Raw genomic sequence first — 23,376 nt, forward strand, 5'->3', positions numbered from 1 at the left:
GAACAGGACCACTGGCTTTCCAGCGGCAGGTACCGCACACGATCTGCCGGCCCGGCATCCAGCCGTGGATCAGCATCGCCGGCACCACGAACACGCCCCAGAACCAGAACGGGGGCAGCAGCCGACGCATCCGGCTCGTGAGCACCTTGGGCGCTGGCCGCTCCAGCGACTTCGCCATCAGGGTGTCGGCCAGGCCGAACATGATCCCCATGGAGGGGAGGACCAGACTCGCCCAGGGCCAGCCGAAGGCGTGGTACGTGACGACACGGATGAGGGCGACGGCTCGGAGGCTGTCGAAGTAGCGGTCCCGTCCGGGGGGCCACCGGGAGCGGGTGGGCTGCGCCGCGTCGGCGGCCTGGGGCTCCGGCTCGTACGAATACGGCGTCACGGTCCGGAAGACGACGACCGGAGGCATCCCGATCCGTCCGCAGCGACCCGAAGGCCCCCTGTCCAACAGGCCCCCGTCCGACAGGCCCCTGTCCGACAGGCCCCCCTGCCCTACAGGGCCCCCTGTCCGGCGGACGCGGGTCAGTTGGCGGCGAGGATCGTCAACTCGGGGTGGGCGGTGCCGCCTTCGATCGCCGTGGAGGAGATGTGCGACATCACGCGCTCGTCGACGGGGTCGTTCGCCGGGTCGTCGTGCACGGCGAGGTACTCGTACGTCGTGGAGCGCTGGGCGGGCACCCGGCCCGCGTTCCTGATCAGTTCGATGATCTCCAGCCGGTTGGAGCGGTGCTTGGCACCGGCGGAGGAGACCACGTTCTCCTCCAGCATGATCGACCCGAGGTCGTCCGCGCCGTAGTGGAGCGTCAGTTGGCCCACGTCCTTGCCGGTCGTCAGCCAAGACCCCTGGATGTGCTGGATGTTGTCGAGGAAGAGGCGGGCGACGGCGATCATCCGCAGGTACTCGAAGACGGTCGCCTGGGTGCGGCCCTTGAGGTGGTTGTTCTCCGGCTGGTACGTGTACGGGATGAACGCGCGGAAGCCGCCCGTGCGGTCCTGCACATCGCGGATCATCCGCAGGTGCTCGATGCGTTCGGCGTTGGTCTCGCCGGTGCCCATCAGCATCGTGGTCGTGGACTCGACGCCGAGGTTGTGGGCGATCTCCATGATCTCCAGCCAGCGCTCCCCGCTCTCCTTCAGCGGCGCGATCGCCTTCCGCGGCCGGGCGGGCAGGAGTTCGGCGCCCGCGCCCGCGAAGGAGTCCAGACCGGCGGCGTGGATACGGGAGATGGCCTCCTCGACCGACACTCCGGAGATACGGGCCATGTGCTCGACCTCGGAGGCGCCGAGGGAGTGGATGACCAGCTGGGGGAAGTTCTTCTTGATGGCGGAGAAGTTCTTCTCGTAGTACTCGACGCCGTAGTCGGGGTGGTGGCCGCCCTGGAACATGATCTGGGTGCCGCCGAGTTCGACGGTCTCCGCGCAGCGGCGCAGGATGTCGTCCAGGTCGCGGCTCCAGCCCTTGGCGGTGTCCTTGGGAGCGGCGTAGAAGGCGCAGAACTTGCACGCGGTGACGCACACGTTGGTGTAGTTGATGTTCCGCTCGATGATGTACGTCGCGATGTGCTCGCTACCCGCGTACCGGCGGCGGCGCACGGTGTCGGCGGCGGCGCCGAGGGCGTGCAGCGGGGCGTCACGGTAGAGGACGAGCGCCTCCTCCGGCGTGATCCGCCCACCGTCGGCGGCACGGTCGAGCACGGACTGAAGGTCGGCCTTCTCGGTCACCGGGCGTCCCTTTCGTCAAGGGTTGTGGACGGACCCGGCCAGCCTACGCCAGCGGCCTCCCCGCGCCGGATACGGGCGGGGGTCGCCAGGACGGCCGCAGAGGCCGCGCCGGGCACGTCAGAGGTACCCGTCCGGCTCACCTGAGCCGGGCCAGCCGCGCCACCGGCTTGCCCGAACCCGAGCTGTCCGACGCGTACTTGAGCCCGTCGCCGGTCGGTGTGAGCCGTACTGTGCTGGGGTCCGCCACGCAGGTGCTGGGGTTGGTGGCGGCGCCCACGGCGCGCGCGACGAGCTGGTCCTTCGATGCCTTCTTCAGGGTGAGGACGTCGATGCAGACGCTGGTGCCGAGGGGGTCGGTATTACGGACCCGGCCCAGCTCCCCGCCGATCCGGGCCTGGTGGAGCGTGACCCGGAAAGTGCCCATGGGCACGGTCCCGCCGAGCCCGGTGCCCTCCCCCTCCCAGGTACCGAGGTAGCGCGCGGGTACGGCGCCCTCGCCGCCGTCGGCGGCGCTGTATCCGTCGGAGGGCTCGGCGGGGGCCGGGGCCGAGGACTTGGAAGCGGCGCCGCTGCTGGCCGAGTCGTCGCTACCGCCGCTGGGCAGCATGCGGACCACGAAGACCGTCCCCACGGTCACCGCCGCGAGCGCCCCGGCGACGGCGAGCGCCAGGGTGCAGCTCACCCGCCGCCCCCGCCCGTCGATACCGGGCACGGAGGTCGCCGCGAGGGACACGGACACCTTGCCGGGCCACTCACCGGGGGAGGGCGGGACGGTCGCGTCGTACGGCGGCGCGTCCTGCGGCGGCAGCACGGCGGGCGCTGCGGAAGCCTCTGCGGCAGGCACTACGGCGGCATGGGCGTCGGACGGGACGGCCTGAACCGGAATCGGAGCCTGGGCCTGGTCCTGGGCCGGTGCCATGGCCCGGTCCGGCGACCCGGCGGGCATCACAGGCGCAGGCCCGAAAGCCCCCGTCCCCGACGGCTGCCCACCCGCCCCGGTCTGCTGCTCCCCCACCGACACCCGGCTGAACCCCACCGGCCCCGACCCCTCCGAACCCGCTGAACCCGCTGAACCCGCTGAAGTCGCCCCCGCCTCCAGGTTCAGCAACCGCACCGCACTCCGGCTGACCTGCTCCACCAGCGCCCCCGGCAGCCAGCCGCCCGCCACCAGCCGGGCGGCGCCGTCGGGAGCGAGCCGCCGGGCCACCTCGCCCGGCGTGGGCCGCTCGCCGGGGTCCTTCGCCAGGCAGGCCGCGGCCAGCTCCCGTACCTCCCCGCCGAGCGCGCCGAGCACCGGTTCCTCGTGGACGACCTTGTAGAGCAGCGAGGCCGAGGAGTCCCCGGGGAAGGGCGGCTCGCCGGTGGCGGCGTACACGAGGACCGCGCCGAGGGAGAAGACATCGGCGGCGCCGGAGACGCCCTTGCCGAGGATCTGCTCGGGCGCCATGTAGCCGGGGGAACCGATGGAGACGCCGGTAGAGGTGAGGGAGGCGGTGCCTTCCATGGCGCGGGCGATGCCGAAGTCGATGAGGAGGGGGCCGTCGAGGGTGAGGAGCACGTTGGAGGGCTTCACGTCGCGGTGGACGAGCCCGAGTTCGTGCACGGCGGCCAGCGCCTCCGCGAGACCGGCGCCGAGCGCCCGTACGGTCGCCGGGGGCAGCGGGCCGCCGTCGGAGAGGGCCTGGGCGAGGGAGGGACCGGCGGCGTAGGCGGTGGCGACCCAGGGCACGGGGGCCTCGGGGTCGGCGTCGAGAACCGGCGCGGTCCAGGCGCCGCCGACCCGCCGCGCGGCCTCGACCTCACGGCGGAAGCGGGTGCGGAACTCCTCGTCGAGGGCGAAGTGCGGGTGCACGATCTTCACCGCGACGGTACGACCGCCCGCGCTACGGCCCAGGTAGACGCGGCCCATCCCGCCGGAGCCGAGCCGGCCGAGCAGCCGGTAGGGCCCCACGACGGTGGGTTCGTCCGCTCCCAGCGGCTGCATGACGGCCACTCCCCCTCACCAGAAAAGTCCCAGAAAACGTCCCCCGAAAACATCCCCGGAAAGCGTCCGGACAGTCCGGGAGGGACCGTCCGGCGCAGGTCTGAGACGCAGGTCTGAGACGCAGGCTACGGCCGAAGGAGTTCCACCTCCACGTCCGCGGGGAAACCGGTGGTCGGGCCGACGCGTCGGGCGAACTCGGCGACGGCGGCGAGCTGCGGGGCGCCGAAGCTGAAGTCGAGGGTGTTGAAGTAGCGCTCCAGGACCTGCTCGTCGAACGACTCCCAGCGGGCGGCCTGTTCGGCGACCTTGCCGACCTCCTCCAGGGAGAGGTTGCGGGAGGCGAGGAAGGCCTCGTGCACCCGGCGGGTGATGACGGGCTCGCGCTCCAGGTAGTCGCGCCGGGCGGCCCAGACGGCGAAGACGAAGGGCAGGCCGGTCCACTCCTTCCACAGCGCGCCGAGGTCGTGCACGTCGAGGCCGTAGCGGGGCCCGTCGTGGAGGTTGGCGCGCAGGGCGGCGTCACCGATGAGTACGGCGGCGTCGGCCTCCTGCATCATCAGGCTGAGGTCGGGCGGGCAGGCGTAGTACTCGGGCCGTACGCCGTAGCGGTCGGCCAGCAGGAGCTGGGCGAGGCGCACGGAGGTGCGGGAGGTGGAGCCGAGGGCGACACGGGCGCCGTCGAGCCGGTCCAGGGGGACCTGGGAGACGATCACGCAGGACATGACCGGGCCGTCGCAGCCGACAGCGATGTCAGGGAAGGCGACCAGGTCGTCGGCGTGCTTGAGGAACTCGACGAGGGTGATCGGACCGATGTCGAGGTCGCCCCGCACCAGCTGCTCGCTGAGCTTCTCAGGGGTGTCCTTGGTGAGCTCGAAGTCGAGTAGGGTGCCGGTTCTCGCGAGCCCCCAGTAGAGGGGCAGGCAGTTCAGGAACTGGATGTGACCCACGCGGGGCCGGGTGCGAGAATTGTCCACATCGCGAGACTAGACCCCATGCGGTACGGTGCGGTCAACGGGCCGGTCCGGCCCGTGGCCAGCCTCGCGGGTCGGGGTTCAAACGTCTGAGTGACGTGATCTTGGGCTCTATTGCTTTCTGCTGCCCGCGTGCTAGGCTCGCCTCAAGTTGCAGTTTGGTTTCCCTTGCAGTACAGAGCCTGCGGAGCATGTGACCGCGGGCTCTCGTCGTTTTCAGACAATTGCACTAGTGCGGCGCTCGTTCACACTGGCAGGTTCTGGAGCAGGGCAACCCTTTGTGAGCCCAAGGAGGGCTTATGGCTACCGGAACCGTTAAGTGGTTCAACGCCGAAAAGGGCTTTGGCTTCATCGCCCAGGAGGGCGGCGGCCCCGACGTCTTCGTGCACTACTCCGCGATCAACGCCTCCGGCTTCCGCTCCCTTGAGGAGAACCAGCAGGTGAGCTTTGACGTGACGCAGGGCCCGAAGGGTCCGCAGGCGGAGAACGTCACCCCCGTCTGATCGCGACGTAAGTCGTCATCCGGCGTCGTACGACGTCATTCGATTGCAGTACCCAAGGAGCCCCGCGCTTTCCAGCGACGGGGCTCCTGCCTTTTTCGCACAACCTTTACTTTGATGACCTCTCACCTGGACGGACTACACCAACCGAGTGATCTTTCCGTTCAGCATCTGATGAATTCCCAGAAAATTCTCACCGCTCCCGCACCTGTCCCTCACTCGTTCGGCGCACGACATCGCGCCGAAATCGGACGCGGCCCGCGGGCAGCGCAGAGGCTGGACCCGCGGGCCGCGTGTCGGATGCGTGGTGCGTTCGGGTGATGTTCGGGTGATCAGGTCAGCCGAGGGTCACTCGGGGATCGCCAGAGCAGCACTCGGGGATCACTCGTGGATCACTCGGAGATCACTTCAGGCCGATCGCCGCGCAGGCGGAGGCGTAGGCGGCGGTGCAGATGTCGCCGGCCTTGTAGACGTCGTCCTCGATCAGCGTGTCCTTGATGTTGTCCTTGGTGACCGCGATCACCGGCACCAGCATCGCGGGGATCTTCGAGTCGGTCGGGCTGCTGACCCGGTCGCGGGTCAGCGCGTCGAACTCGATGGTGTGCCCCTGGACCTTCGCCACCGCCATCTTCGCGGCGTTGGACGCCTCCTGCGCGAACGGCTTGTAGACCGTCATGTACTGGGTGCCGGCGACGATCCGCTGCACGGCGTCCAGGTTGGCGTCCTGACCGGTCACCGGCGGGATCTTGTCCGCACCGGCGGCCTTCAGCGCGTCGATGACCGCACCGGCCATGCCGTCGTTCGCGGAGTAGACGGCGGCGATGTTGGACAGCCCGTACGTCTGGATGGCCTTGCGCATGTTGGCCTTGGCGGCGGCGGGCGACCACTTCTCGGTGTCGTACTCCTTGAGGACGTTGACCTTGCCGTTGAGCTGGCTGATCGCACCGGCCTTGAACCGTCCCGTGTTCGGGTCGGCGGGGTCGCCGTTCATCATGACGATCTTGCTGGTGGCCGCCTTCGAGCCCAGCGCCACCAGCAGGCTCCGGCCCTGCACCTCGCCGACGAGTTCGTTGTCGTGCGAGATGTACGCGTCGATCGGCCCCTGGGCGAGACGGTCGTAGGCGATCACCGGTATACCGGCCGCCTTGGCCTTCTTCACATCCGGGGCGATCTTCTCGGCGTCCAACGCGTCCACCACCACGACGTCGACCTTCTGGTCGATCAGTTGCTGGAACTGGTGGCTCTGCTTGGTGACGCTCGCCTCGGCGTTGTAGTAGACGACCTTGCCCTTGTGGTTGGTGAGGGAGTCGACCTCCTCCTTGATGACGGGGTAGTCGAATCTCGCATAGCGCGCGGTGTCACTGTCGGGCAGCAGAAGCCCAACGGTGATGTCGTCGCGCTTGGTCGGGGAAGCAGAGCTTCCCGAACCGGCATCGGTGATGGCGGCGCATGCGGCGAGTGAGAGGGAGCAGACCGAGACGACCAGTGCGGTGGTGGTTCTGCGCGCGGTGGCTCGGCTTGTGGTAGCAGGTTTCACAAAGGGGCCTTCCGAACTGGGGAGCGACTGCGCTCCCAAGTGACGGACAGCAAACTGTGAGTGGCCATCTCCCGTCAAGATTTTGTCGTAACGGGACCACAACTGACTTCCGTCCAAACGGTTTTGCCGATCTTGCGCTCCGTGACGCCCCACCTGTTCGAGAGCAGCGCCACGAGCACCAGCCCGCGCCCGCTCTCGCCGTCCGGCGCCTCCTCGAAACGCAACGGACGGTCACCCCGCGCGTCGCTCACCTCGATCCGCAGCATGCCCTCCGGGAGGAGGAGCAGTCGCACTTCGAAGTCCCTTCCGGGCACGCGCCCATGGGTCGCCGCATTCGCCGCGAGCTCCGCGACGAGGTGCTGCGCGGTGTCGTTGACGTCGCCGTCCTGCGGGTATCCCCAGTCACCGAGTTGGCACCCCGCCCAGTGCCGGGCGAGTCGGGCACCCCGGGGCGTGGACGGGAAACACCGGGCGAGTTCGGCGGTGGGGGTCACCCGCTGGGTGGAGATCCGGGTGGAGATTTGGAAGTTCACGTGACTCAGCGTGCTGGCTTGTCCCTACTCTGACCAGGTGCGAACCGGCGACGGTGGGTAGCCGTACGGCTGCTTTGTGTCGACCGTCGGTTCGTCGGCCGTGACCACAACGACGGGCAGACGGGTGACGAACATGACAGAGGAGCGGAGGCCGGAGACTCCGGCGGAGGCGGACGGAACGACAGACCTCTTCGTGGCCTTGGGCAAGCAGATCAGAATCCTGCGCGAACGCAAGGGCCTGACCCAGAGGGAATTCGGCCAACTGGTGGGCTACGGCCCGGACGCGATCTCCGCGATCGAACGCGGCGTACGGGTCCCCCGGCCGGAGCTGCTGGAGCAGGCGAACGAACTGCTGGACGCGGAGGGGCTGTTGCTGGCGCCGATCCCCGAGGTCCGGAAGGCGATGAAGAGGGCGCGTACGCGGCATCCCGAGTGGTATCGAGGCTATGCGGCTTTGGAGGGCCAAGCCGTGTCCCTGCTCGACTACAGCGCGACGGGCGTGTTGGGGCTCCTCCAGACCGAGGACCACGCCCGGGCGGTGTTCACCCAACGGTTCCCGCCACTCTCCGAGGAAACGATCGAGAAGCGCGTGGCGGACCGTATCTCACGCCAGGAGCTGTTTGACCGATGGCCACAAGTCGATTGCAGCTTCGTGATCGAGGAGTCTGTGCTCAGGCGGACGATCGGTGGCGTCGAGGTGCATGCAAATCAGCTGCGACAACTGATGCGCATCGGAGGCATGCGCAACGTACACGTGCAGGTGATGCCTATGAGGCGCAATGAACACCCCTGTCTGGGCGGCTCGTTCACTCTGCTCATCCCCAAGGGGCAGGAGCAAGTTGGGTACATGGAGACCCAGGGGTATCCACGTCTCATCACTGACCGAGAAGAGGTACGCATCCTCAACGCGCGCTATGGGATCATCCGCGCGCAGGCGCTGAACCCCTACGAGTCCTTGGACTTGATCGAGAAGACTCTGAAGGAGCTATGACCATAGAGCAGCTGAGTTGGTTCAAGTCGAGCTACAGCGACGGCGAAGGCGGCCAGTGCCTCGAAGTCGCCCTCAGCCCCCACACCATCCACATCCGCGACTCCAAGAACCCCACCGCCCCCCACCTCACCCTCTCCCCCACCACTTGGTCGGCCTTCCTGGCTCCCATGGGTGCCCAATGAGCCTCACTCGGTTCAAGTCCAGCCACAGCAGCGGCGAAGGCGGGGACTGCCTCGAAGCGGCTGCGCGATGCACGACGGGCCCGACCGGTTCTCCCGGTCGGGCCCGTCACGTGCCTGCGCCAGCAGCCGACAGGCCCGCAGGCCGCCCGCTCGCCCGTCAGTCCCGGCGGATCAGTTCCGGATCGATCCGGCGGCCGACCAGCGGGAGCGAGCCCGCTGCCGCGGCCGCCACCACTCCGGCCGCCGCCAGGGTCAGTAGGGGGACGCCGGCGACGTCCCAGCGGATCGTGCCGCCGCCGGTGATCAGGTAGCTGGATTCGGCGAGCTTGCCGGTGACGACTGCCAGGACGAGGCCGATGCCGAGAGGCAGTACCACTTGGAGGCACTGCACGGCCCGCATGGTCCGCGCCCGCGCGCCGATCAGGGTGACGGCGGTGACCTGCGCGCGGCGTTCGACCGCACGGTCGGTCACGGACACCAGGAAGGCGGCGACGCCGATGACCAGCCCCATGATCATGCCGAGGGCCAGCAGGGTTTCGACGACCGAGATCTGTTCGAGGCCTTGGACATTCAGTCCGACCGGCTCCACGTCGGCGAGAGGAGAGATTGCCCCGATGCCGTCGAGGACCTTGCGGACCTGGCCGGGCTCCGAGCTGCTGCTGAGCAGGAGTTGTGCGCCGCGCGGCCGCGTGTGTGCGGGCAACGCCGACGGCGGAACCAGGATTTCGGCGAATCCGACGGAGGAAGACCCGGAGTACCCGCCGTAGACAATCTGCCCGGCGGGCAGAGCGATGTCCAGATGATCGGACTTGCTCCCCGAGACGCGAAAGTGGAAGGTGGTGCCCGGCTTCAGGTCGGACCCCGCGCTCTGGACATTGATGAGCCGCATCACCTTGCCGTCCACGCAGCCCTCGGAGCGCTGGACCATCCGGTCCAGTTGGGCGCAGGTGGCGACCAGAGCGGTGGTCGACGACGCGATCGCCTCTGCGGGACTCATTCTGTCGCGGTCGCCCCAGGAGTCCATCACGAGCGCGTGGGCGCGGACTCCGGCCACGTCGCCGAGCTCTCGCTGCTGTTGCTCGGTGACGTGGGAAAGGGAGAGGGAGTAGTCCTGCACGGGGCCATCCGGGCGGGTGACCTGCTCCAGCTGGATGAGGACACCCTGGGCGAGGGAGGCGGCGTAGACGAGGAGTACGAGGCTCGTGACGACCCGCATCGTGCTGCCGGGCTCGGCTTCGTTGCGCCGCATCGCCAGATTGAGCGTGATGGACTGGGTGGACCGCGCCACCCGGCGGGCCAGCTCGTATGAGATCAACGGGAGCGTCAGCACGAGCCCGACTCCGGTCAGCACCACGCCGCCGACGACGAGCAGCGCGTTTACGCCGACGCTCGACGCGGGATGCCCCAGCAGTCCGCTCACGCAGAAGCCGGACACGATGCCCATGCCGGGGACCAGGAGGAGGCCGCCCCACTTGGACGGTGGCCGCGGGACCGCCGTACGCCGGACCGCGAGCGGATTGGCGGCGGCTTCCCGCGCGCTCTTCCGGCCCACGAACCAGGCCAGCGCCGGGCAGCCGATCAGGCACACGGCGATGGTGGTCGGCGACAGCGCGCCGTCGGCCGGATACCACCGCAGCGCGGGCAGTCCCGTCCTCGACATCACCTGGTTGAGCACCCAGTACTCGCCCAGGCCGAGCACCGCACCGAGCAGCGCGGCGACCACGGTCTCGGCGGCGTTCACGCGCTGGGTGCCCTTGACGCTCAGGCCCAGCAGCCGGAGCGCCGCCAGGCGACGCATGCGGCTGGCGGCCGACAGACGGGCGCAGACGGACAAGAAGATGGCCAAGGGCAGGAGGACCAGGGTGGCCAGGGCGAACCGCACGTCCGTCAGGGTGGACGGCTCCACGGCTGGGAACGGGGCGTAGCCGTACCCGAATCCCTTCAGGGTTCGGCCCTCGTCGGAGATCCGGGCACGGGTGGTGCCGACATACGCGTACAACTCGTCGGGGTGCGCGAGCCCGGCCCTGCTGATGACTCCCTTTTCGTCTCCCGGCAGCAGGCCCTTGACGGCAGGCGCCTCACGCAGAAGGTCATGGACGCGTGGTGAGACGAACACCTCACCGGGGGCGGGGAGCCGGGTCAGACCGGGCGGGGGCGACTGTGTGCCCTGGGTGCCCCGGGCGATGAACACGCGGGTGAATGACCGGGATCCGTAGGCGTCGTCGCGCTGGACGACGAGAGTGCCGTGCGCAGGACCCTTGGCGGAGGTGACGGGCTGCCGTGCGGCGGCACGGCCGTCGTGGGCGTGGAGGATCGCCGGAATGGTGAGCACCAGGGCCAGACAGCACACTCCGACGGAGCCGCCCACCGCCATCAGGAAGAACCGTACGCGGTTGCCCCGGCCCGCGCCGAAGAGCAGCCGTAGACCGAGCAGGAACTCCGTCACACCGCACCTCGGGGCGTGAGGACTCCGTCGGCCATCGTGTACCGGGTGTCGGCCTGTGCGGCTACCCCGTGATCGTGCGTCACCAGGATGACCGCGGTGCCCTGCGAGCGGGCGAGGCCCAGGAACTCCTTGAGCACGGCGGACGCGTTGGCGCTGTCCAGGGACCCTGTCGGCTCGTCCGCGAAGACGACCGCAGGCCGGTGGACCAGGGCCCGCGCCACGGCGACGCGCTGGCTCTGCCCGCCCGAGACCTGTGACGGCCGACGCTCGCGCAGCTCGCCGAGGCCGAGCCGCTCGAGCACTTCGCCCGCTCTGGCGAGGGCGGGGCGCTTGCGCTGTCCGGCCAGGCGCAGCGGCAGCGCGGTGTTCTCCTCGATGGTCAGCTCCGGGAGCAGTTCGCCGTACTGGAAGACGAAGCCGAAGCGTTCCCGGCGCAGGGTGCTGATGTCGTCGTCGGAGAGGTCGCCGAGCGAGCGCCCTTCGAAGCGGACCTCACCGCGGGTGGTGGGCAGGACGCCGGCCAGGCAGTAGAGCAGTGAGGACTTGCCGGAGCCGCTCTGCCCGGTGATGGCCACGACCTCGCCCGGCATGACCGAGAGGTAGGCGTCGCGGACGGCCGGCTGACTGCCATAGGAGAGGTCGACTCCTATGGCGGAGAGTATGTCTGACGTGCTGATGGCTTCCCCCAAAGAAGCATGCGGGCCCAGGGGCGAGTGCCCCTGGGCCCGAGGTCCTGCCGGAGCGCTGCCTACCTCTGGTAGTGCTTCGTCGGCGAGCAGTTGTCAGGGTTGAGCGAGCCCTTGTCACGGCAGACGCGTATGTAGGCGTCGTCGGTGTGCAGGGCGGCGCCGTCCCAGTTCAGCTTGTCGAGCGGGACGTTCTGCTTCTGCTTGCCGTTGTAGCGGTTCCAGTCGTAGCCCTCGACACGAACCTGCATGTAGACGTTGTGACCGTCGTTGTCGTCCTCGTCGTTCAGGTTGCCCGACCACTCGAAGGCGCCGTGGTTCTGGTTCGAGGGCCAGAAGGTGTACTGACCCTTCGTGAACGAGGCGCCGCCGGTGGAGAGCTTCGGAATGTCGTGCCACGAGACGGGGACGGCCGTCCCCGCACTGACGGCGAACAGGTCCGCAGCGATCGCGCCGACTGCCAGCTTGCGCATGATGGTCCACCCGTTTGTTCTGCTGAGCCCCGGATGGTCAGGTCCGGAACCGTCCGGGACACTAACAGGAGAGAAAGAGAGCATGGGCATGATCAGTTCACGTCTGTCCACTTTCGATCATGTTTCCGGCCGGGATTCTTTGCCGCTGCTTAGCCTTTGAATGACGATTACTTGACCATGGTGGCGACGGCCACCCCATCCCACGAAACGAGCCGCATCCAGCGGAGAAGGTGGTCGGTGCCTCGAAGTCGCTTACGACTGGTGCAAGTTGACCTACAGCGACGGCGAGGGCGGCAACTGTGTAGAGGTTGTCCGTGCCCCCGCACCATCCACATCCGCGACTCCAAGAACCCCACCGGCCCCCACGCGACCCTCTCCCCACCACCTGGTCGGCCTTCCTGGCGCTGTCCCTCAGCGGGAGCGCCTGGCGCTGTCCACCAGCGAAGGTGCCTAGCGGTCGTACAGCTCCTCCACCACCCCTGAGAAGTCCCGCAGGATCGCCGCCCGGCGGAGCTTCATCGACGGAGTCAGGTGGCCGGCCAGTTCGCTGAAGTCTGTCGGGAGGATCGCGAACTTTCTGATCGACTCCGGGCGGGAGACCATCTTGTTGGCCTCGTCCACCGCTCGCTGGAGGACCGCCCGGAGGTCCGGGTCGTCGAGAAGGAGTTCCGCGGGGACCGGGTGTCTGCCGTTCATCTGGCGCCAGTGGGTGATGCCGTCCATGTCCAGGGTGATCAAGGCGGCGACGAAGGGGCGGCGGTCGCCGACGACCAGGCACTGGGAGATCAGGGGGTGGGCGCGGAGCCAGTTCTCCAAGGGGGCCGGGGCCACGTTCTTGCCGCCCGCCGTGATCAGGATCTCCTTCTTGCGGCCGGTGATCGTCAGATAGCCCTCGTCGTCCAGCCGGCCGATGTCACCGGTCGGGAACCAGCCCTCCGGCGCCGCGGGAACGACTCCACCCGCGTTCGGGTCCCAGTAGCCCCGGAACACCGGGCCGCCGGAGAGCAGGATCTCGCCGTCGGCCGCTATACGCACCTTCATGCCGGGCAGCGGCCAGCCCACCGTGCCCAGCCGGGGTCTCAACGGGGGCGTCACCGTAGCCGCACCCGTCGTCTCCGTGAGGCCGTAGCCCTCGAAGATCTGGATGCCCGCTCCCGCGTAGAACGCGGCCAGGGGGCGGCCGAGCGGGGAGCCGCCGCAGATCAGGTAACGGAGGCGGCCGCCCAGGGCGTTGCGGATGCGGCGGTAGACCAGGGGGTCGTAGAGCGTGCGGGCCGCCTTGAGGGACGCGCTCGGGCCTGGGCCGGTGTCCGCCTGTCTCGCCTCCTGGGCCTCGCCGTAGCGGCGTGCGACCCCCGCCGCCCGGTCGAACGACGCCGCCCTGCCCGCCTTCTCCGCCTTCGCCCGCGCGTTGTTGTAGATCTTCTCCAGCATGTACGGGATCGCCAGCAGGAACGTCGGGCGGAAGCTCGCCAGGTCCGCCAGCAGGTCGTCCGCCTTCAGGCTCGGCGCGTGGCCCAGCCGTACCCTCGCCCGCACACACGCCACCGACACCATGCGGCCGAAGACGTGGGAGAGGGGGAGGAAGAGGAGGGTCGCGGGCTCCACGGCTTCCTTCGCCCTGAAGACCGGGTAGAGCAGCTCGACCGCGTTGTCCACCTCGGCCAGGAAGTTGGCGTGCGTCAGCGCACAGCCCTTCGGGCGGCCCGTCGTGCCCGAGGTGTAGATCAGCGTCGCCAGGGTGCCCGGGCCCAGCATCCCGCGCCGTACCTCCACCTCCTGGTCCGGCACCGCCGACTCCCCGAGCTCCCTCAGCCGGTCCACATGCCCCTTGTCTATCACCCACACGCGCCGCAGATCCGGCAGCCGTTCGCGCTCCGGGCGGAGTGACGCCGCCTGCGCCGCCGTCTCCGTGACCAGGGCCACCGCGCCCGCGTCCTGGAGGATCCAGCGCGTCTGGAAGAGGGAGGAGGTCGGATAGACGGGGACCGTCACCAAGCCCGCCGCCCACGCCGCGAAGTCCAGCAGCGTCCACTCGTAGCGGGTGCGGGCCATCACCGCGATACGGTCGCCCGGCGCCAGGCCCTCCGCGATCAGGCCCTTGGCCACCGCAAGGACCTCCGCCGCGAACTCAGTCGCCGTCAGGTCCGTCCAGCCGCCACCGTCCGCCTCACGTCGGCTGATGACCGGGCGGTCCGGGTCCACCGCGGCGTTCTCGAAGGGGAGATCTGCCAGCGAGCCGTGCGTGACCTCCGGCACCAGCGGGGGCATCGACACCTCCCGCACCTCGCCGTCCAGGCGCCGTGTCTCCGGTTCCACGAGCACCGGGCCGCCGTCGTGGTCGAGGTCCGTCTGGGCGGCGGGCGGGGGGACGGGCGTGGACGAGTACGAGATGGGCATGGCAGCTCCTGGGGCCTTGCAGCCGGGTGGCTGGTAGCTGGGTACCGCTCCGCTGCACGGGGGTACGCGCCGGGCGTACCGGGTTGTTCACCGGCCGTCGGGTGGGGTTTGCGGCTCGTTCCCCTGCCGCGCCGGTCATGATCGCGATGCTACGGCGACCACATGGGGGGCTCGTGCGGGTTCGGGGCGGGTTCCGGGACCGTCCGGAGCCGGGGCTGTGCAGTCCCCTCTATCGACTCCATCGACCTTCCCTCCCCCATGACCTAGACTTACCCGCGGTAACCTTACTTTAGAGTAAGAAGCGGGGACACACATGGACATGGCCGTAGGCACGTCGTCAGGTCCCGCCTCACCGGTCGTCCTCACCCGCACCCCCGCCCTCACCCCCCTCCTCCTCCGCGGCGCACTGCGCTCCCCCTTCCGGCGCCCCTCCCCCGACGCCGCCCACCCCACCGCCCGCCTGGCGCTGCCGGGTCTGCGCATCGATCTCGCGCGGCTGTGCAACTACGAGCGCGTCTGCGGCTTCGCCACCGGCGAGGACGCGCTGCCGGTGACGTATCCGCACGTGCTGGGCTTCCCGCTGGCCATGCGGCTGATGAGCGGGCCGGGCTTCCCGCTGCCGCTGCTCGGGCTCGTCCACACCTCGATCGAGATCACCCACCATGCCCCGCTCCCCGCCCACGGCAGGTACGAACTCGCCGTCCACATCGCCGGGTTGGCCCCGCACCGGCGCGGCACGGAGGCGGTCGTACGCACCGAGTTGCGGACGGACGGCGAGGCAGCGGCGGGCGCTGGGACCGCCGTCGTCGTATGGGAGTCGACCAGCACCTACCTGGCCCGCCACCGCGCCCGGACCGCGCCCGATTCGGCAGCGCGGACGCAGGCGCATCCACAGACCCCCGATCCGCAGAGCCGCCAAGCGCCCGATCCCCTTCCCGCCGTCGCCGAATGGCACCTCGCCGACGACATCGGACGGCGCTACGGCACCGTCTCCGGCGACCGCAACCCCATCCACCTCCACCCGCTCACCGCCCGCCTCTTCGGCTTCCCGCGCGCCATCGCGCACGGCATGTGGACCGTGGCCCGCTGCCTCGCCGCCCACGGCACCCCGCAGACCACCGCCGCACGGGTCCGGGCCGCCTTCCGGGCACCGGTCCCGCTGCCCGGCACGGTGATCTACGGCGCGGACCGCACAGATCCGACGGACCGCGAACGGACCGACGGCACCGGACGCTTCGAGCTGCGCGACGCAACGGGTGAACGGGTGCATCTCACCGGCGAGCTGACGCGGCTGAACCCCTCCGGATAGCCGGAGACCCGCCCCGCACACATGAACACTCGACGAACAACCGGTGACCCCGAGGCAGGAGGCGTTCGCCGAATCCCCCTCCCACAAGGGCAATGACCCCGTAAAGGCCGCGCCCTCACAGGCACCTCCCAGACTCCCCAAGATGCTTTAAGGGAGCACTCATCCAGCCCTCAGATCGCATTCTTACCTTCTGGCCATGCCACCCAGCACCAGACCGCGCATCGCCGTCATCGCCGACTCGGACACCCGTTGGAAGTGGGGTGCCTCCGTGGCCCGGCAGCTCGCTCCCGGGCACGCCCTGGACGCCTACTTCCTGATCGGCCGCTCCACCCCGACCGAGCGCCAGCTCGCCGAGATCGGCATCGAGCCCGACTCACGGCGCGAGTTGCGGGCCGCCGACCTCGTCGAGAGCGAGGAACTGGCCGAGGCCGACATCGTCGTGCTGGCCGTCGTGGGCGGCACGGTCCTCACCCTGACGCACAGCCTGGGGCTGGCCTGGGACGGACGGGAGCAGCGGCCGATCACCGTCAGCGGCTACGTCGGTGTGGTCTACGAGAAGATGGTCGACGGGCTCATGACCCGCGCCGGCACCGATGTCGTCCTCGCCAACTCCGCCTACGACGCGGAGCGGTTCGGCGAGGCGTTCGCCAGCGTGGGCGTCGACCCCGCGTCGGTCGTGGAGTGCGCGCTGCCCTTTCTGGACGGCGCCCCCTACGAGCCGTCCGCCGAGCGGCCGTTCACCCTCACCTTCGCCATCCAGCCGTCCGTGCCGAAGGGCAAGTCGCAGCGGCTGCTACTGCTGGAGCGGGCCGCGCGGCACGCCCGCGCCCATCCCGACCGGCAGGTGCTGATCAAGCTGCGCAGCATGCCGGGTGAGCACACCACGCACGTCGAGGCCGACCCGTACCAGCTCCTCGTCGACGAACTCGCCGAACCCGCCCCCGCCAACCTCCAGTTGGTCTACGGCCACATGGGCGAGGTCCTCGACCGCACCGACCTGCTGGTCACCGTCAGCTCCACCGCCGCGCTGGAGTCCATGCACCGGGGCATCCCCACCGCCATCCTCACCGACTTCGGCGTCCGTGAGGCGCACGGCAACCACTACTTCATCCACTCGGGGTGTCTGGCGTCGTGGGACGACATCGACGCGGGGGCGCTGCCGCGGGCTCGGTCGGAGTGGGCGGCTGCGCAGGGCATCGGGAAGACCGACCCTTACGCCGCGGCGCGGGCCCGCGTCGCCGCGCTGCGCGCGGCCCCGCTGCCTGCGCTGCGGCCGTAATACACGCCGCAGCGGGCCAGCATCTATCTGGGGGATCTGCTGCGGCGGCACGGGCTTGATCTTGCGGGGCGGCCGTTGCCGGATCCGCTGGGTGCGGAGGCTGGGCGCATGCGGATGGCTGTGAAGCGGGTGGCCCGGCGGGGGGCCAAACGGCTGTACCGGGTGGGATACCAGCGGGTTGCACCCGCGCTGCGGAAGTGGGGCGCGGCGTAGGCCTCCGGCGGGGGGCGGTTCTTGTATGGGGGTGCGTGGTGGCTTGTCGCGCAGTTCCCCGCGCCGCTTAGCTTGACTCTATCGGGGATCTTAAGGTGGTGAGGGTCAAGTGCCCGGGGTTCGCCAGGATGTTGCCCGGGGATCTGAGGGAGGTGACAAGCGGTGCAGCGGTTCACAGAGTTCGACTTCGGTGTCTCGTGGGTGACGGAGTTCTTCCACCACGACTGGTGCCACGACGGGCCCACAGCGGCGGCCGTCGTCGCCAAAAACCTTGCCGACGTGGACGACGAGTATGTCCTGGCCGTCCGGCGCGATGCCCGTACGCTCTTCGACAACCTCCCCTCCAAGACCCTGGAGGTGCTGTGGGATGCCGGGGCGTATTGCCTGCCGAGCTTCGAGCTGATCGGGGGCGGAGCCGAGTGGACGCGCACGGTCGTCGAGCTGTGCGACGCCCGATTGTCCGCGAAAGCGGACGTACGTCCCCTCACCGGGGCGGACGTGGAAGACGGTGCGGCCCAGTTGGACGCGATCGTCGCCGAGATCAGGGAAGCGCGGTTCCTGGAGGCCGAGGTGCGGGCGGCGCTCGTCGACTGCGCCCGCCGCTGCACCCCGGATCTGGCCTTCCGGTTGTTGATGCGGGCCATGGTGGTCGCCCGTGACAGGTGGCTGACTCCGGATCAGTACGCCCGGCTGGAGGCCATCGGGGCGGCCCTCCACTACGGCGAGTTCGTGGTGGATTCCGTCCAATACCTAGTCAGAGCCGACTAGTCGGCCCCGGCAGAACCGCGGCGCCGCAGGGGACCGCCGCACCCGCGTGGTGCGGCGGCCCTTGCGCGTTCCCGCCGCCGCACCACGGTGCGGCGGTCCGCGGTGGTCACTGCTGGGGCGGAACCCAACGGCGGCCCTGCATCAGGTTGCCCAGGCCTGCCCAGGCGAAGTTCATCAAGGTGGCCGTCGTCTGGCGGGCTGTGGTGTCCGGGACGGTGTTCGCCCAGGCCGCCAGCGACTCCGCCGCGCCCACCAGTGCCTCCGCCAGGCCCGCCACCTCGGCTTCGGGGAGATCCGGGTTGCGGTGCGCCTCCCGTGCGGCCTCCGCGATCAGCTGGGTCACGAAGGCGACGATCTCCTCCCGCATCGCCCGTACCTGCGCCGCGAACGGCTCACCATGCGTACGCGCCTGGAGATGCAGCACCGACCACCCGTCCGGGTACCGCGCGGTGTGCGTGAAGAACGCCAGCAGCCCGTCCCACAGTTGCCGGTCCGCGGGGAGCCCCGGCCGTACCCCGGCGCGTACGGCCGCGGTCAGCGCCTCGGCCTCGCGGCGGATGCAGGCGGTGAAGAGGTCTTCCTTGGAGTTCAGGTAGAGATAGACCAACGGCTTGGACACGCCCGCCAGTTCGGCGATCTCGTCCATCGACGCGGCCATATAGCCGCGTTGCCCGAAGGTCCGTACGGCAGCGTCCAGCATCTGCCGCTCCCGTACCGCACGCGGCATCCGTTTGGTCTTCACGCCACCCATGGGGCCAGGGTAGTTGGGATGGATGAACCCGGGCCCCAGCCAGAAGAGGCGACGCTAGGACGTCTGCCCCTGCGCCCGCGCCACGTCGTCCGCCACGTCCTCCTGGCGCCGGTTCGCCTCCAGGTTGGCCTTGGCCCGGTCGACCCGCTCCACGATCTGCTCGGACGCCCGGTCCCGTTCCTTGCGCAGCACGATGAAGCTGACCGGCGCGGAGATCACCATGGAGAGCAGGACGACCCACAGGCCGTTGGAGGCACCTAGGCCGCGCGGCACGACGCCCGTGTAGACGAGGCCCCAGACGACCACGAGGCAGCCCGCGAAGACCCCGAGGCGCATCAGCGTGTAGCGGAGCATCTCAACCCGCACTTCCGTTTCCGAACGATCCCGGTCCCCCGGAGCCCTGTGGCCCCGGCCTTCCCGGACGGCATCGTCCAGTGAAGCACGCCGGGTTACCGATCTTGGCGGCGGGTCGGCGGACTTCCGCCGCCGTCTTCCGCAGCGGCGGTCCGTCCGCAGCGGTCCTCTACAACGTGAGCAGCATGGTGATGTCGTCCCGGTCGTCCCCCGGCGCCACCCGGATCGCGCCGGGCACCCGGCCGACCTCCTTGTAGCCGCAGGAGCCGTAGAAGTGCTCCAGGCCGAGGCCGCCGCGGCAGGTGAGGCGTATGGCGTCGATCCCCTCGAAGCCGCGGGCGGCCTCCGCGGCGGCGGCGAGCAGGTCGCGGCCGTGGCCGCCGCCCTGGTGACGGGGGTGGAGCATGACCGTGTAGAGCCACACCCAGTGGGTCATCAGCCGGTGCGTGTTGAACCCGAAGAAGGCGGTGGCGGCGACCTCGCCGGCGGTGTCCCGTCCGACGAGCAGCCGGATGCGGCCGTCCGCCATCCCGGCGAGGTGTTTGACCAGGCCGGGCCGGATGTCCTCGCGACTGACCGGCGGAACGTAGCCGACGGCCCCGCCCGCGTTGGAGACGTCCGTCCACAGGGTGAGGACGCCGTCGCAGAGGGCGGGGGTCATGGCGGGGTCGAGTTCGAAGGCGAGTGCCATGGGGCGGATTCCGCGCTCCTCAGACCCGCATCGGCTGCGGCTCGTCGCGGCGGGCCGGGTCGGGGCCGTCGTACTCGCGGATGATCTCGTAGTGCGTGTTCCGCTCCATCGGACGGAAGCCGGCGTCGCGGATCAGTTCCAGCAGGTCCTCGCGGGTCAGCTTGTTCGGCGTGCCGAAGTCGTCCGCGTCGTGGGTGATCTTGTACTCGACGACCGAGCCGTCCATGTCGTCCGCACCGAACTGGAGCGCCAGTTGGGCGGTCTGGAGGCCGTGCATCACCCAGAAGACCTTGACGTGAGGCACGTTGTCGAAGAGGAGCCGGGAGACCGCGAAGGTCTTCAGCGCCTCGGCGCCGGTCGCCATCTGCGTCCGCGCCTGGAGCCTGTTGCGGACCTTGCCGTCCTTCATGTCGACGAAGTCGTGCTGGTAGCGCAGCGGGATGAAGACCTGGAACCCGCCGGTCTCGTCCTGGAGTTCACGCAGCCGCAGGACGTGGTCGACCCGGTGGCGGGGCTCCTCGATGTGGCCGTAGAGCATGGTGCAGGGCGTCTTGAGGCCCTTCTCGTGCGCCAGGCGGTGGATACGGGACCAGTCCTCCCAGTGGGTGCGGTGGTCCACGATGTGCTGCCGCACCTCCCAGTCGAAGATCTCCGCGCCGCCGCCGGTCAGCGACTCCAGCCCCGCGTCCATCAGTTCGTCCAGGATCTCGGAGGCGGACAGCCCGGAGATGGTCTCGAAGTGGTGGATCTCGGTCGCCGTGAACGCCTTCAGCGACACCCCGGGCAGCGCGGCCTTCAGCTCCCGCAGCGAGCGCGGGTAATAGCGCCACGGCAGGTTCGGGTGCAGGCCGTTGACGATGTGCAGCTCGGTGAGCCCGTCCGCCTTCATCTCCCCGGCCAGCCGCACGGCCTCCTCGATGCGCATCGTGTACGCGTCCTTCTCACCCGGCTTGCGCTGGAAGGAGCAGTAGGCGCAGGAGGCCGTGCACACATTGGTCATGTTGAGGTGGCGGTTGACGTTGAAGTGGACGACGTCGCCGTTCATCCGCGTGCGCACCTCGTGCGCGAGGCCGCCGAGCCAGGCCAGGTCGTCCGACTCGTACAGCGCGATGCCGTCCTCACGGGTCAGCCGGACACCCGCCCTGACCTTCTCCTCCAGCTCGCGCTTGAGCCCGACGTCCATGCCCGCACCTTTCTCCGACAACCGCCCCACCGTAACGCCTACGCCTCCTCGGGCAGCTCCCCCACCCTGTTCTCCCACTTCGTTGACAACACGATCGTGGTACGGGTCCGGGAGACGCCCTTGGTACCGCTCAGGCGCCGGATGATCCGCTCCAGGCCGTCGACGTCCGCCGCGCGCACCTTGAGCATGAACGAGTCGTCGCCGGCGATGAACCAGCAGTCCTCGATCTCGGGCAGATCCCTGAGGCGGTGCGCCACGTCCTCGTGGTCGACGGCGTCCGAGAGCGAGATGCCGATCAGGGCGGTCACGCCCAGACCGAGCGTGGCCGCGTCCACCGTGGCCCGGTAGCCGGTGATGACACCGGCCGCCTCCAGCCGGTTGATGCGGTCGGTGACGCTGGGGCCCGACAGGCCGACGAGGCGTCCCAGCTCCGCGTAGGAGGCCCGGCCGTTCTCCCTCAGGGCCTGGATGAGCTGCCTGTCCACCGCGTCCATGCGATCGAAGCCTTCCGGTGAAGAGGGAGATCCCGACGGATCTCCACGAGTCTGCGGGGTCTGACAAAGGAACGAAGTACGTACAGCGAGGTGCGAGGTGCGAAGAGCGAAGAGCCAGAGAACGTGGAACGTGGAGCGAGGTGCGAGGTGCGAGGAACGAGGAGCTACGGGGAACGCCGAACGGGTTCTCAGGACGGGCCGGACCCGCCGCCGAGTTCCCCCTCCCAGCGGTGGTAGAGCCGGTGCGGTACGCCCACCGCGTCGAGGACACGTCCGGCGACGAAGTCGACAAGGTCCTGGATGTGTGTGGCGCCCGCGTAGAACCCCGGCGAGGCGGGCAGCACGGTCGCACCGGCGTCGTCCAGCGCCACCAGGTGCCGTAGCGTCTGGCCGTTCAGCGGGGTCTCCCGTACGGCGACCACGAGCTTGCGGCCCTCCTTGAGGGTCACACTCGCGACCCGCTGGAGCAGATCCTTGGAGAGCCCCAGCGCGACCCCGGCCACGCAGGCCGTGGAGGCGGGCACGATCAGCATGCCTTTGGTGGGGTACGACCCCGAGGACGGCCCGGCGGCCAGGTCACCGGCGTTCCAGTAGCGCACGCCGGTGAGGTCCGGGTCGTAGGTCCCCGGCTTGCCGTCCGCGCCGCGCGCCAGCCACTCCCCCAGGTCCTCCCGCCAGTGGGCGTCCCGGAAGGAGATGCATGTCTCGTCGAGCAGGGTGAGCCGCGAGGCCCGGCTGACCACCAGGTCGACGCCCTCCCCGGCGTCGAGCAGCGCACGCAGGACGGCGGCGGCATAGGGCGTCCCGGACGCCCCGGACACCCCCACGATCCAAGGCACGCGCTGCTTTTCTCCTGCGTTCACACCTTGAGCCTACCGGGGACACGGAGAGTGTTCAGGACAGTCGGCTCCCCGGGCACAAGAGGGCATACGGTGCGCCCTCACATCGTCAGGCCCCTCACCAGCAGGTCCAGCAGGGCGCAGACGAAAAGCGCGATGCCGATGAAGCCGTTGACGCTGAAGAACGCCCTGTTCAGGCGTGACAGGTCGTGCGGGCGGACGATCGAGTGCTCGTAGCCGAATGCCGCCGCGACGATCACCAGGCCCAGCCAGAAGAAGGTACCGGCGCCGGTGGCGAGGGCGTACCAGACGAACAGGGCCGTGGTGATCACGTGGCACACGCGCGCCGCGCGGATCGCCGCCGGGATGCCGAAGCGGGCCGGGACCGACATGACGCCGATCGCCCGGTCGGTCTCGACGTCCTGGCAGGCGTAGATCAGATCGAAGCCGCCGATCCATATGCCCACGGCCAGCCCCAGGATCACCGCGTCCCAGGACCACTCCCCGGTGATCGCCAGCCAGCCGCCGACCGGGCCCATGGCCTGGGCGAGACCGAGGATGGCCTGCGGGTAGTTGGTGAACCGCTTGCCGTACGGGTAGATCACCATGGGGATCACGGCGACGGGGGCCAGGGCCAGGCACAGCGGGTTGAGCAGCGCCGCCGAGCCCAGGAAGATCACGACCGCGATCAGCGCGCCGGTCCAGGCGTGCCGTACGGACATGGCGCCGGTGACCAGTTCGCGGTGCGCGGTGCGGGGGTTACGGGCGTCGATCTCGCGGTCGATGATGCGGTTGACGGCCATCGCGAAGGTACGCAGGCCCACCATGCAGACGGTGACCAGCAGCAGCCGGCCCCAGTGGATGTTGCCGTCTTTCTGGAACATCGCGGTCAGCGCCGCGATGTAGGCGAAGGGCAGCGCGAAGACGGAGTGCTCGATCATCACCAGGCGGAGGAAGGCCTTGGTGCGTCCTGGCTGCGGGATCGCCGCGGATGCGCTGGTCACCGGTTGTGCTCCTGCTCCGTCCTGGTCCCGTGGCGGTACGCTACGCCCGCCTCCGCGCCG

Annotated in this window: 21 protein-coding genes and 3 pseudogenes; 7 read left to right on the forward strand and 17 right to left on the reverse strand. The window is 69.6% G+C overall.

Annotated elements, in window-relative coordinates; genetic code table 11:
• Nucleotides 1–37 precede the first annotated feature (37 nt).
• From ACSYGN_RS16855 to ACSYGN_RS16870, 4 genes and pseudogenes are all read right to left on the reverse strand, one after another.
• Nucleotides 38–415 (reverse strand): annotated as a pseudogene (locus ACSYGN_RS16855) (acyltransferase family protein); the annotation flags it as partial.
• A 113-nt stretch (nucleotides 416–528) separates the two neighbouring features.
• Entirely contained in the window at nucleotides 529–1,728 is a 1,200-nt protein-coding gene (mqnC, locus tag ACSYGN_RS16860) for a cyclic dehypoxanthinyl futalosine synthase (RefSeq protein WP_460396418.1), read from the reverse strand.
• 136 nt (nucleotides 1,729–1,864) lie between these two features.
• Complete coding sequence (locus ACSYGN_RS16865) at nucleotides 1,865–3,712, reverse strand: serine/threonine-protein kinase (RefSeq protein WP_460396420.1); 1,848 nt, start codon at nucleotides 3,710–3,712, stop codon at nucleotides 1,865–1,867.
• Between the two features lie 125 nt (nucleotides 3,713–3,837).
• Nucleotides 3,838–4,686 (reverse strand): menaquinone biosynthetic enzyme MqnA/MqnD family protein, encoded by an 849-nt coding sequence (locus ACSYGN_RS16870; RefSeq protein ID WP_460396422.1) that lies wholly within the window; start codon nucleotides 4,684–4,686, stop codon nucleotides 3,838–3,840.
• 296 nt (nucleotides 4,687–4,982) lie between these two features.
• On the opposite strand from ACSYGN_RS16870, the gene ACSYGN_RS16875 reads away from it, so the two are divergent.
• Nucleotides 4,983–5,186 carry a cold-shock protein gene (locus ACSYGN_RS16875; RefSeq protein WP_003992177.1) on the forward strand — a complete coding sequence of 68 codons (204 nt, stop codon included), beginning with the start codon at nucleotides 4,983–4,985 and terminating at the stop codon, nucleotides 5,184–5,186.
• 400 nt (nucleotides 5,187–5,586) lie between these two features.
• Here the strand turns inward: ACSYGN_RS16875 and ACSYGN_RS16880 are convergent, their stop codons facing one another.
• Together ACSYGN_RS16880 and ACSYGN_RS16885 are read right to left on the reverse strand one after the other, a co-directional pair.
• Nucleotides 5,587–6,720 carry a sugar ABC transporter substrate-binding protein gene (locus ACSYGN_RS16880; protein WP_460396425.1) on the reverse strand — a complete coding sequence of 378 codons (1,134 nt, stop codon included), beginning with the start codon at nucleotides 6,718–6,720 and terminating at the stop codon, nucleotides 5,587–5,589.
• Nucleotides 6,721–6,794: 74 nt separating this feature from the next.
• Nucleotides 6,795–7,253, reverse strand: a complete 459-nt coding sequence (locus tag ACSYGN_RS16885) for an ATP-binding protein (RefSeq protein WP_460396427.1) — start codon at nucleotides 7,251–7,253, stop codon at nucleotides 6,795–6,797.
• 133 nt (nucleotides 7,254–7,386) lie between these two features.
• Between ACSYGN_RS16885 and ACSYGN_RS16890 the strand changes: the two genes are divergently transcribed.
• Both ACSYGN_RS16890 and ACSYGN_RS16895 read left to right on the forward strand, forming a co-directional pair.
• Entirely contained in the window at nucleotides 7,387–8,244 is an 858-nt protein-coding gene (locus tag ACSYGN_RS16890; RefSeq protein ID WP_460396429.1) for a helix-turn-helix domain-containing protein, read from the forward strand.
• Entirely contained in the window at nucleotides 8,241–8,426 is a 186-nt protein-coding gene (locus ACSYGN_RS16895; RefSeq protein ID WP_460396431.1) for a DUF397 domain-containing protein, read from the forward strand. Before ACSYGN_RS16890 ends, ACSYGN_RS16895 begins: the two co-directional genes overlap by 4 nt.
• Before the next feature lie 157 nt (nucleotides 8,427–8,583).
• On the opposite strand, the gene ACSYGN_RS16900 is transcribed toward ACSYGN_RS16895, so the two are convergent.
• The 3 genes from ACSYGN_RS16900 to ACSYGN_RS16910 all read right to left on the reverse strand — a co-directional run bounded on the left by ACSYGN_RS16900 (nucleotide 8,584) and on the right by ACSYGN_RS16910 (nucleotide 12,031).
• Nucleotides 8,584–10,872, reverse strand: a complete 2,289-nt coding sequence (locus ACSYGN_RS16900) for an FtsX-like permease family protein (protein WP_460396433.1) — start codon at nucleotides 10,870–10,872, stop codon at nucleotides 8,584–8,586.
• Nucleotides 10,869–11,462, reverse strand: a complete 594-nt coding sequence (locus tag ACSYGN_RS16905) for an ABC transporter ATP-binding protein (RefSeq protein WP_460403518.1) — start codon at nucleotides 11,460–11,462, stop codon at nucleotides 10,869–10,871. The genes ACSYGN_RS16900 and ACSYGN_RS16905 overlap by 4 nt, the downstream gene beginning before the upstream one ends.
• Nucleotides 11,463–11,620: 158 nt before the next feature.
• On the reverse strand, nucleotides 11,621–12,031 hold the full coding sequence (locus tag ACSYGN_RS16910; RefSeq protein ID WP_460396435.1) for a hypothetical protein: 411 nt from the start codon (nucleotides 12,029–12,031) through the stop codon (nucleotides 11,621–11,623).
• 205 nt (nucleotides 12,032–12,236) lie between these two features.
• Between ACSYGN_RS16910 and ACSYGN_RS16915 the strand changes: the two are divergent.
• Nucleotides 12,237–12,435, forward strand: a pseudogene (locus ACSYGN_RS16915) (DUF397 domain-containing protein); the annotation flags it as partial.
• Nucleotides 12,436–12,481: 46 nt separating this feature from the next.
• Here the strand turns inward: ACSYGN_RS16915 and ACSYGN_RS16920 are convergent.
• Entirely contained in the window at nucleotides 12,482–14,431 is a 1,950-nt protein-coding gene (locus tag ACSYGN_RS16920; protein WP_460396438.1) for an AMP-dependent synthetase/ligase, read from the reverse strand.
• Between the two features lie 313 nt (nucleotides 14,432–14,744).
• On the opposite strand from ACSYGN_RS16920, the gene ACSYGN_RS16925 reads away from it, so the two are divergent.
• From ACSYGN_RS16925 to ACSYGN_RS16935, 3 genes and pseudogenes are all read left to right on the forward strand, one after another.
• Complete coding sequence (locus ACSYGN_RS16925; protein WP_460396440.1) at nucleotides 14,745–15,740, forward strand: MaoC family dehydratase; 996 nt, start codon at nucleotides 14,745–14,747, stop codon at nucleotides 15,738–15,740.
• A gap of 196 nt (nucleotides 15,741–15,936) precedes the next feature.
• Nucleotides 15,937–17,232: pseudogene (locus ACSYGN_RS16930) on the forward strand (DUF6716 putative glycosyltransferase).
• A gap of 162 nt (nucleotides 17,233–17,394) precedes the next feature.
• Nucleotides 17,395–18,000 (forward strand): hypothetical protein, encoded by a 606-nt coding sequence (locus tag ACSYGN_RS16935; protein WP_460396442.1) that lies wholly within the window; start codon nucleotides 17,395–17,397, stop codon nucleotides 17,998–18,000.
• A gap of 106 nt (nucleotides 18,001–18,106) precedes the next feature.
• Here ACSYGN_RS16935 and ACSYGN_RS16940 read toward each other — a convergent pair whose 3' ends face one another.
• From ACSYGN_RS16940 to mqnP, 7 genes are all read right to left on the reverse strand, one after another.
• Nucleotides 18,107–18,751: a TetR/AcrR family transcriptional regulator gene (locus ACSYGN_RS16940; RefSeq protein WP_460396444.1), complete on the reverse strand. Its 645-nt coding sequence runs from the start codon at nucleotides 18,749–18,751 to the stop codon at nucleotides 18,107–18,109.
• A gap of 54 nt (nucleotides 18,752–18,805) precedes the next feature.
• Nucleotides 18,806–19,105 carry a DUF4229 domain-containing protein gene (locus ACSYGN_RS16945; protein ID WP_460396447.1) on the reverse strand — a complete coding sequence of 100 codons (300 nt, stop codon included), beginning with the start codon at nucleotides 19,103–19,105 and terminating at the stop codon, nucleotides 18,806–18,808.
• A gap of 169 nt (nucleotides 19,106–19,274) precedes the next feature.
• Nucleotides 19,275–19,796 carry a GNAT family N-acetyltransferase gene (locus ACSYGN_RS16950; RefSeq protein WP_460396449.1) on the reverse strand — a complete coding sequence of 174 codons (522 nt, stop codon included), beginning with the start codon at nucleotides 19,794–19,796 and terminating at the stop codon, nucleotides 19,275–19,277.
• Between the two features lie 19 nt (nucleotides 19,797–19,815).
• The gene (mqnE, locus tag ACSYGN_RS16955; protein WP_460396451.1) at nucleotides 19,816–20,979 is read right to left on the reverse strand and encodes an aminofutalosine synthase MqnE; all 1,164 of its coding nucleotides are present in this window, start codon (nucleotides 20,977–20,979) and stop codon (nucleotides 19,816–19,818) included.
• A gap of 38 nt (nucleotides 20,980–21,017) precedes the next feature.
• On the reverse strand, nucleotides 21,018–21,473 hold the full coding sequence (locus ACSYGN_RS16960; RefSeq protein ID WP_460396453.1) for an Lrp/AsnC family transcriptional regulator: 456 nt from the start codon (nucleotides 21,471–21,473) through the stop codon (nucleotides 21,018–21,020).
• Nucleotides 21,474–21,661: 188 nt separating this feature from the next.
• Nucleotides 21,662–22,312 carry a UbiX family flavin prenyltransferase gene (locus ACSYGN_RS16965; RefSeq protein WP_460403520.1) on the reverse strand — a complete coding sequence of 217 codons (651 nt, stop codon included), beginning with the start codon at nucleotides 22,310–22,312 and terminating at the stop codon, nucleotides 21,662–21,664.
• Between the two features lie 101 nt (nucleotides 22,313–22,413).
• Nucleotides 22,414–23,316 (reverse strand): menaquinone biosynthesis prenyltransferase MqnP, encoded by a 903-nt coding sequence (mqnP, locus tag ACSYGN_RS16970; RefSeq protein ID WP_460396455.1) that lies wholly within the window; start codon nucleotides 23,314–23,316, stop codon nucleotides 22,414–22,416.
• Nucleotides 23,317–23,376 lie beyond the last annotated feature (60 nt).

It is taken from the genome of Streptomyces sp. YIM S03343 (genome assembly GCF_054729195.1).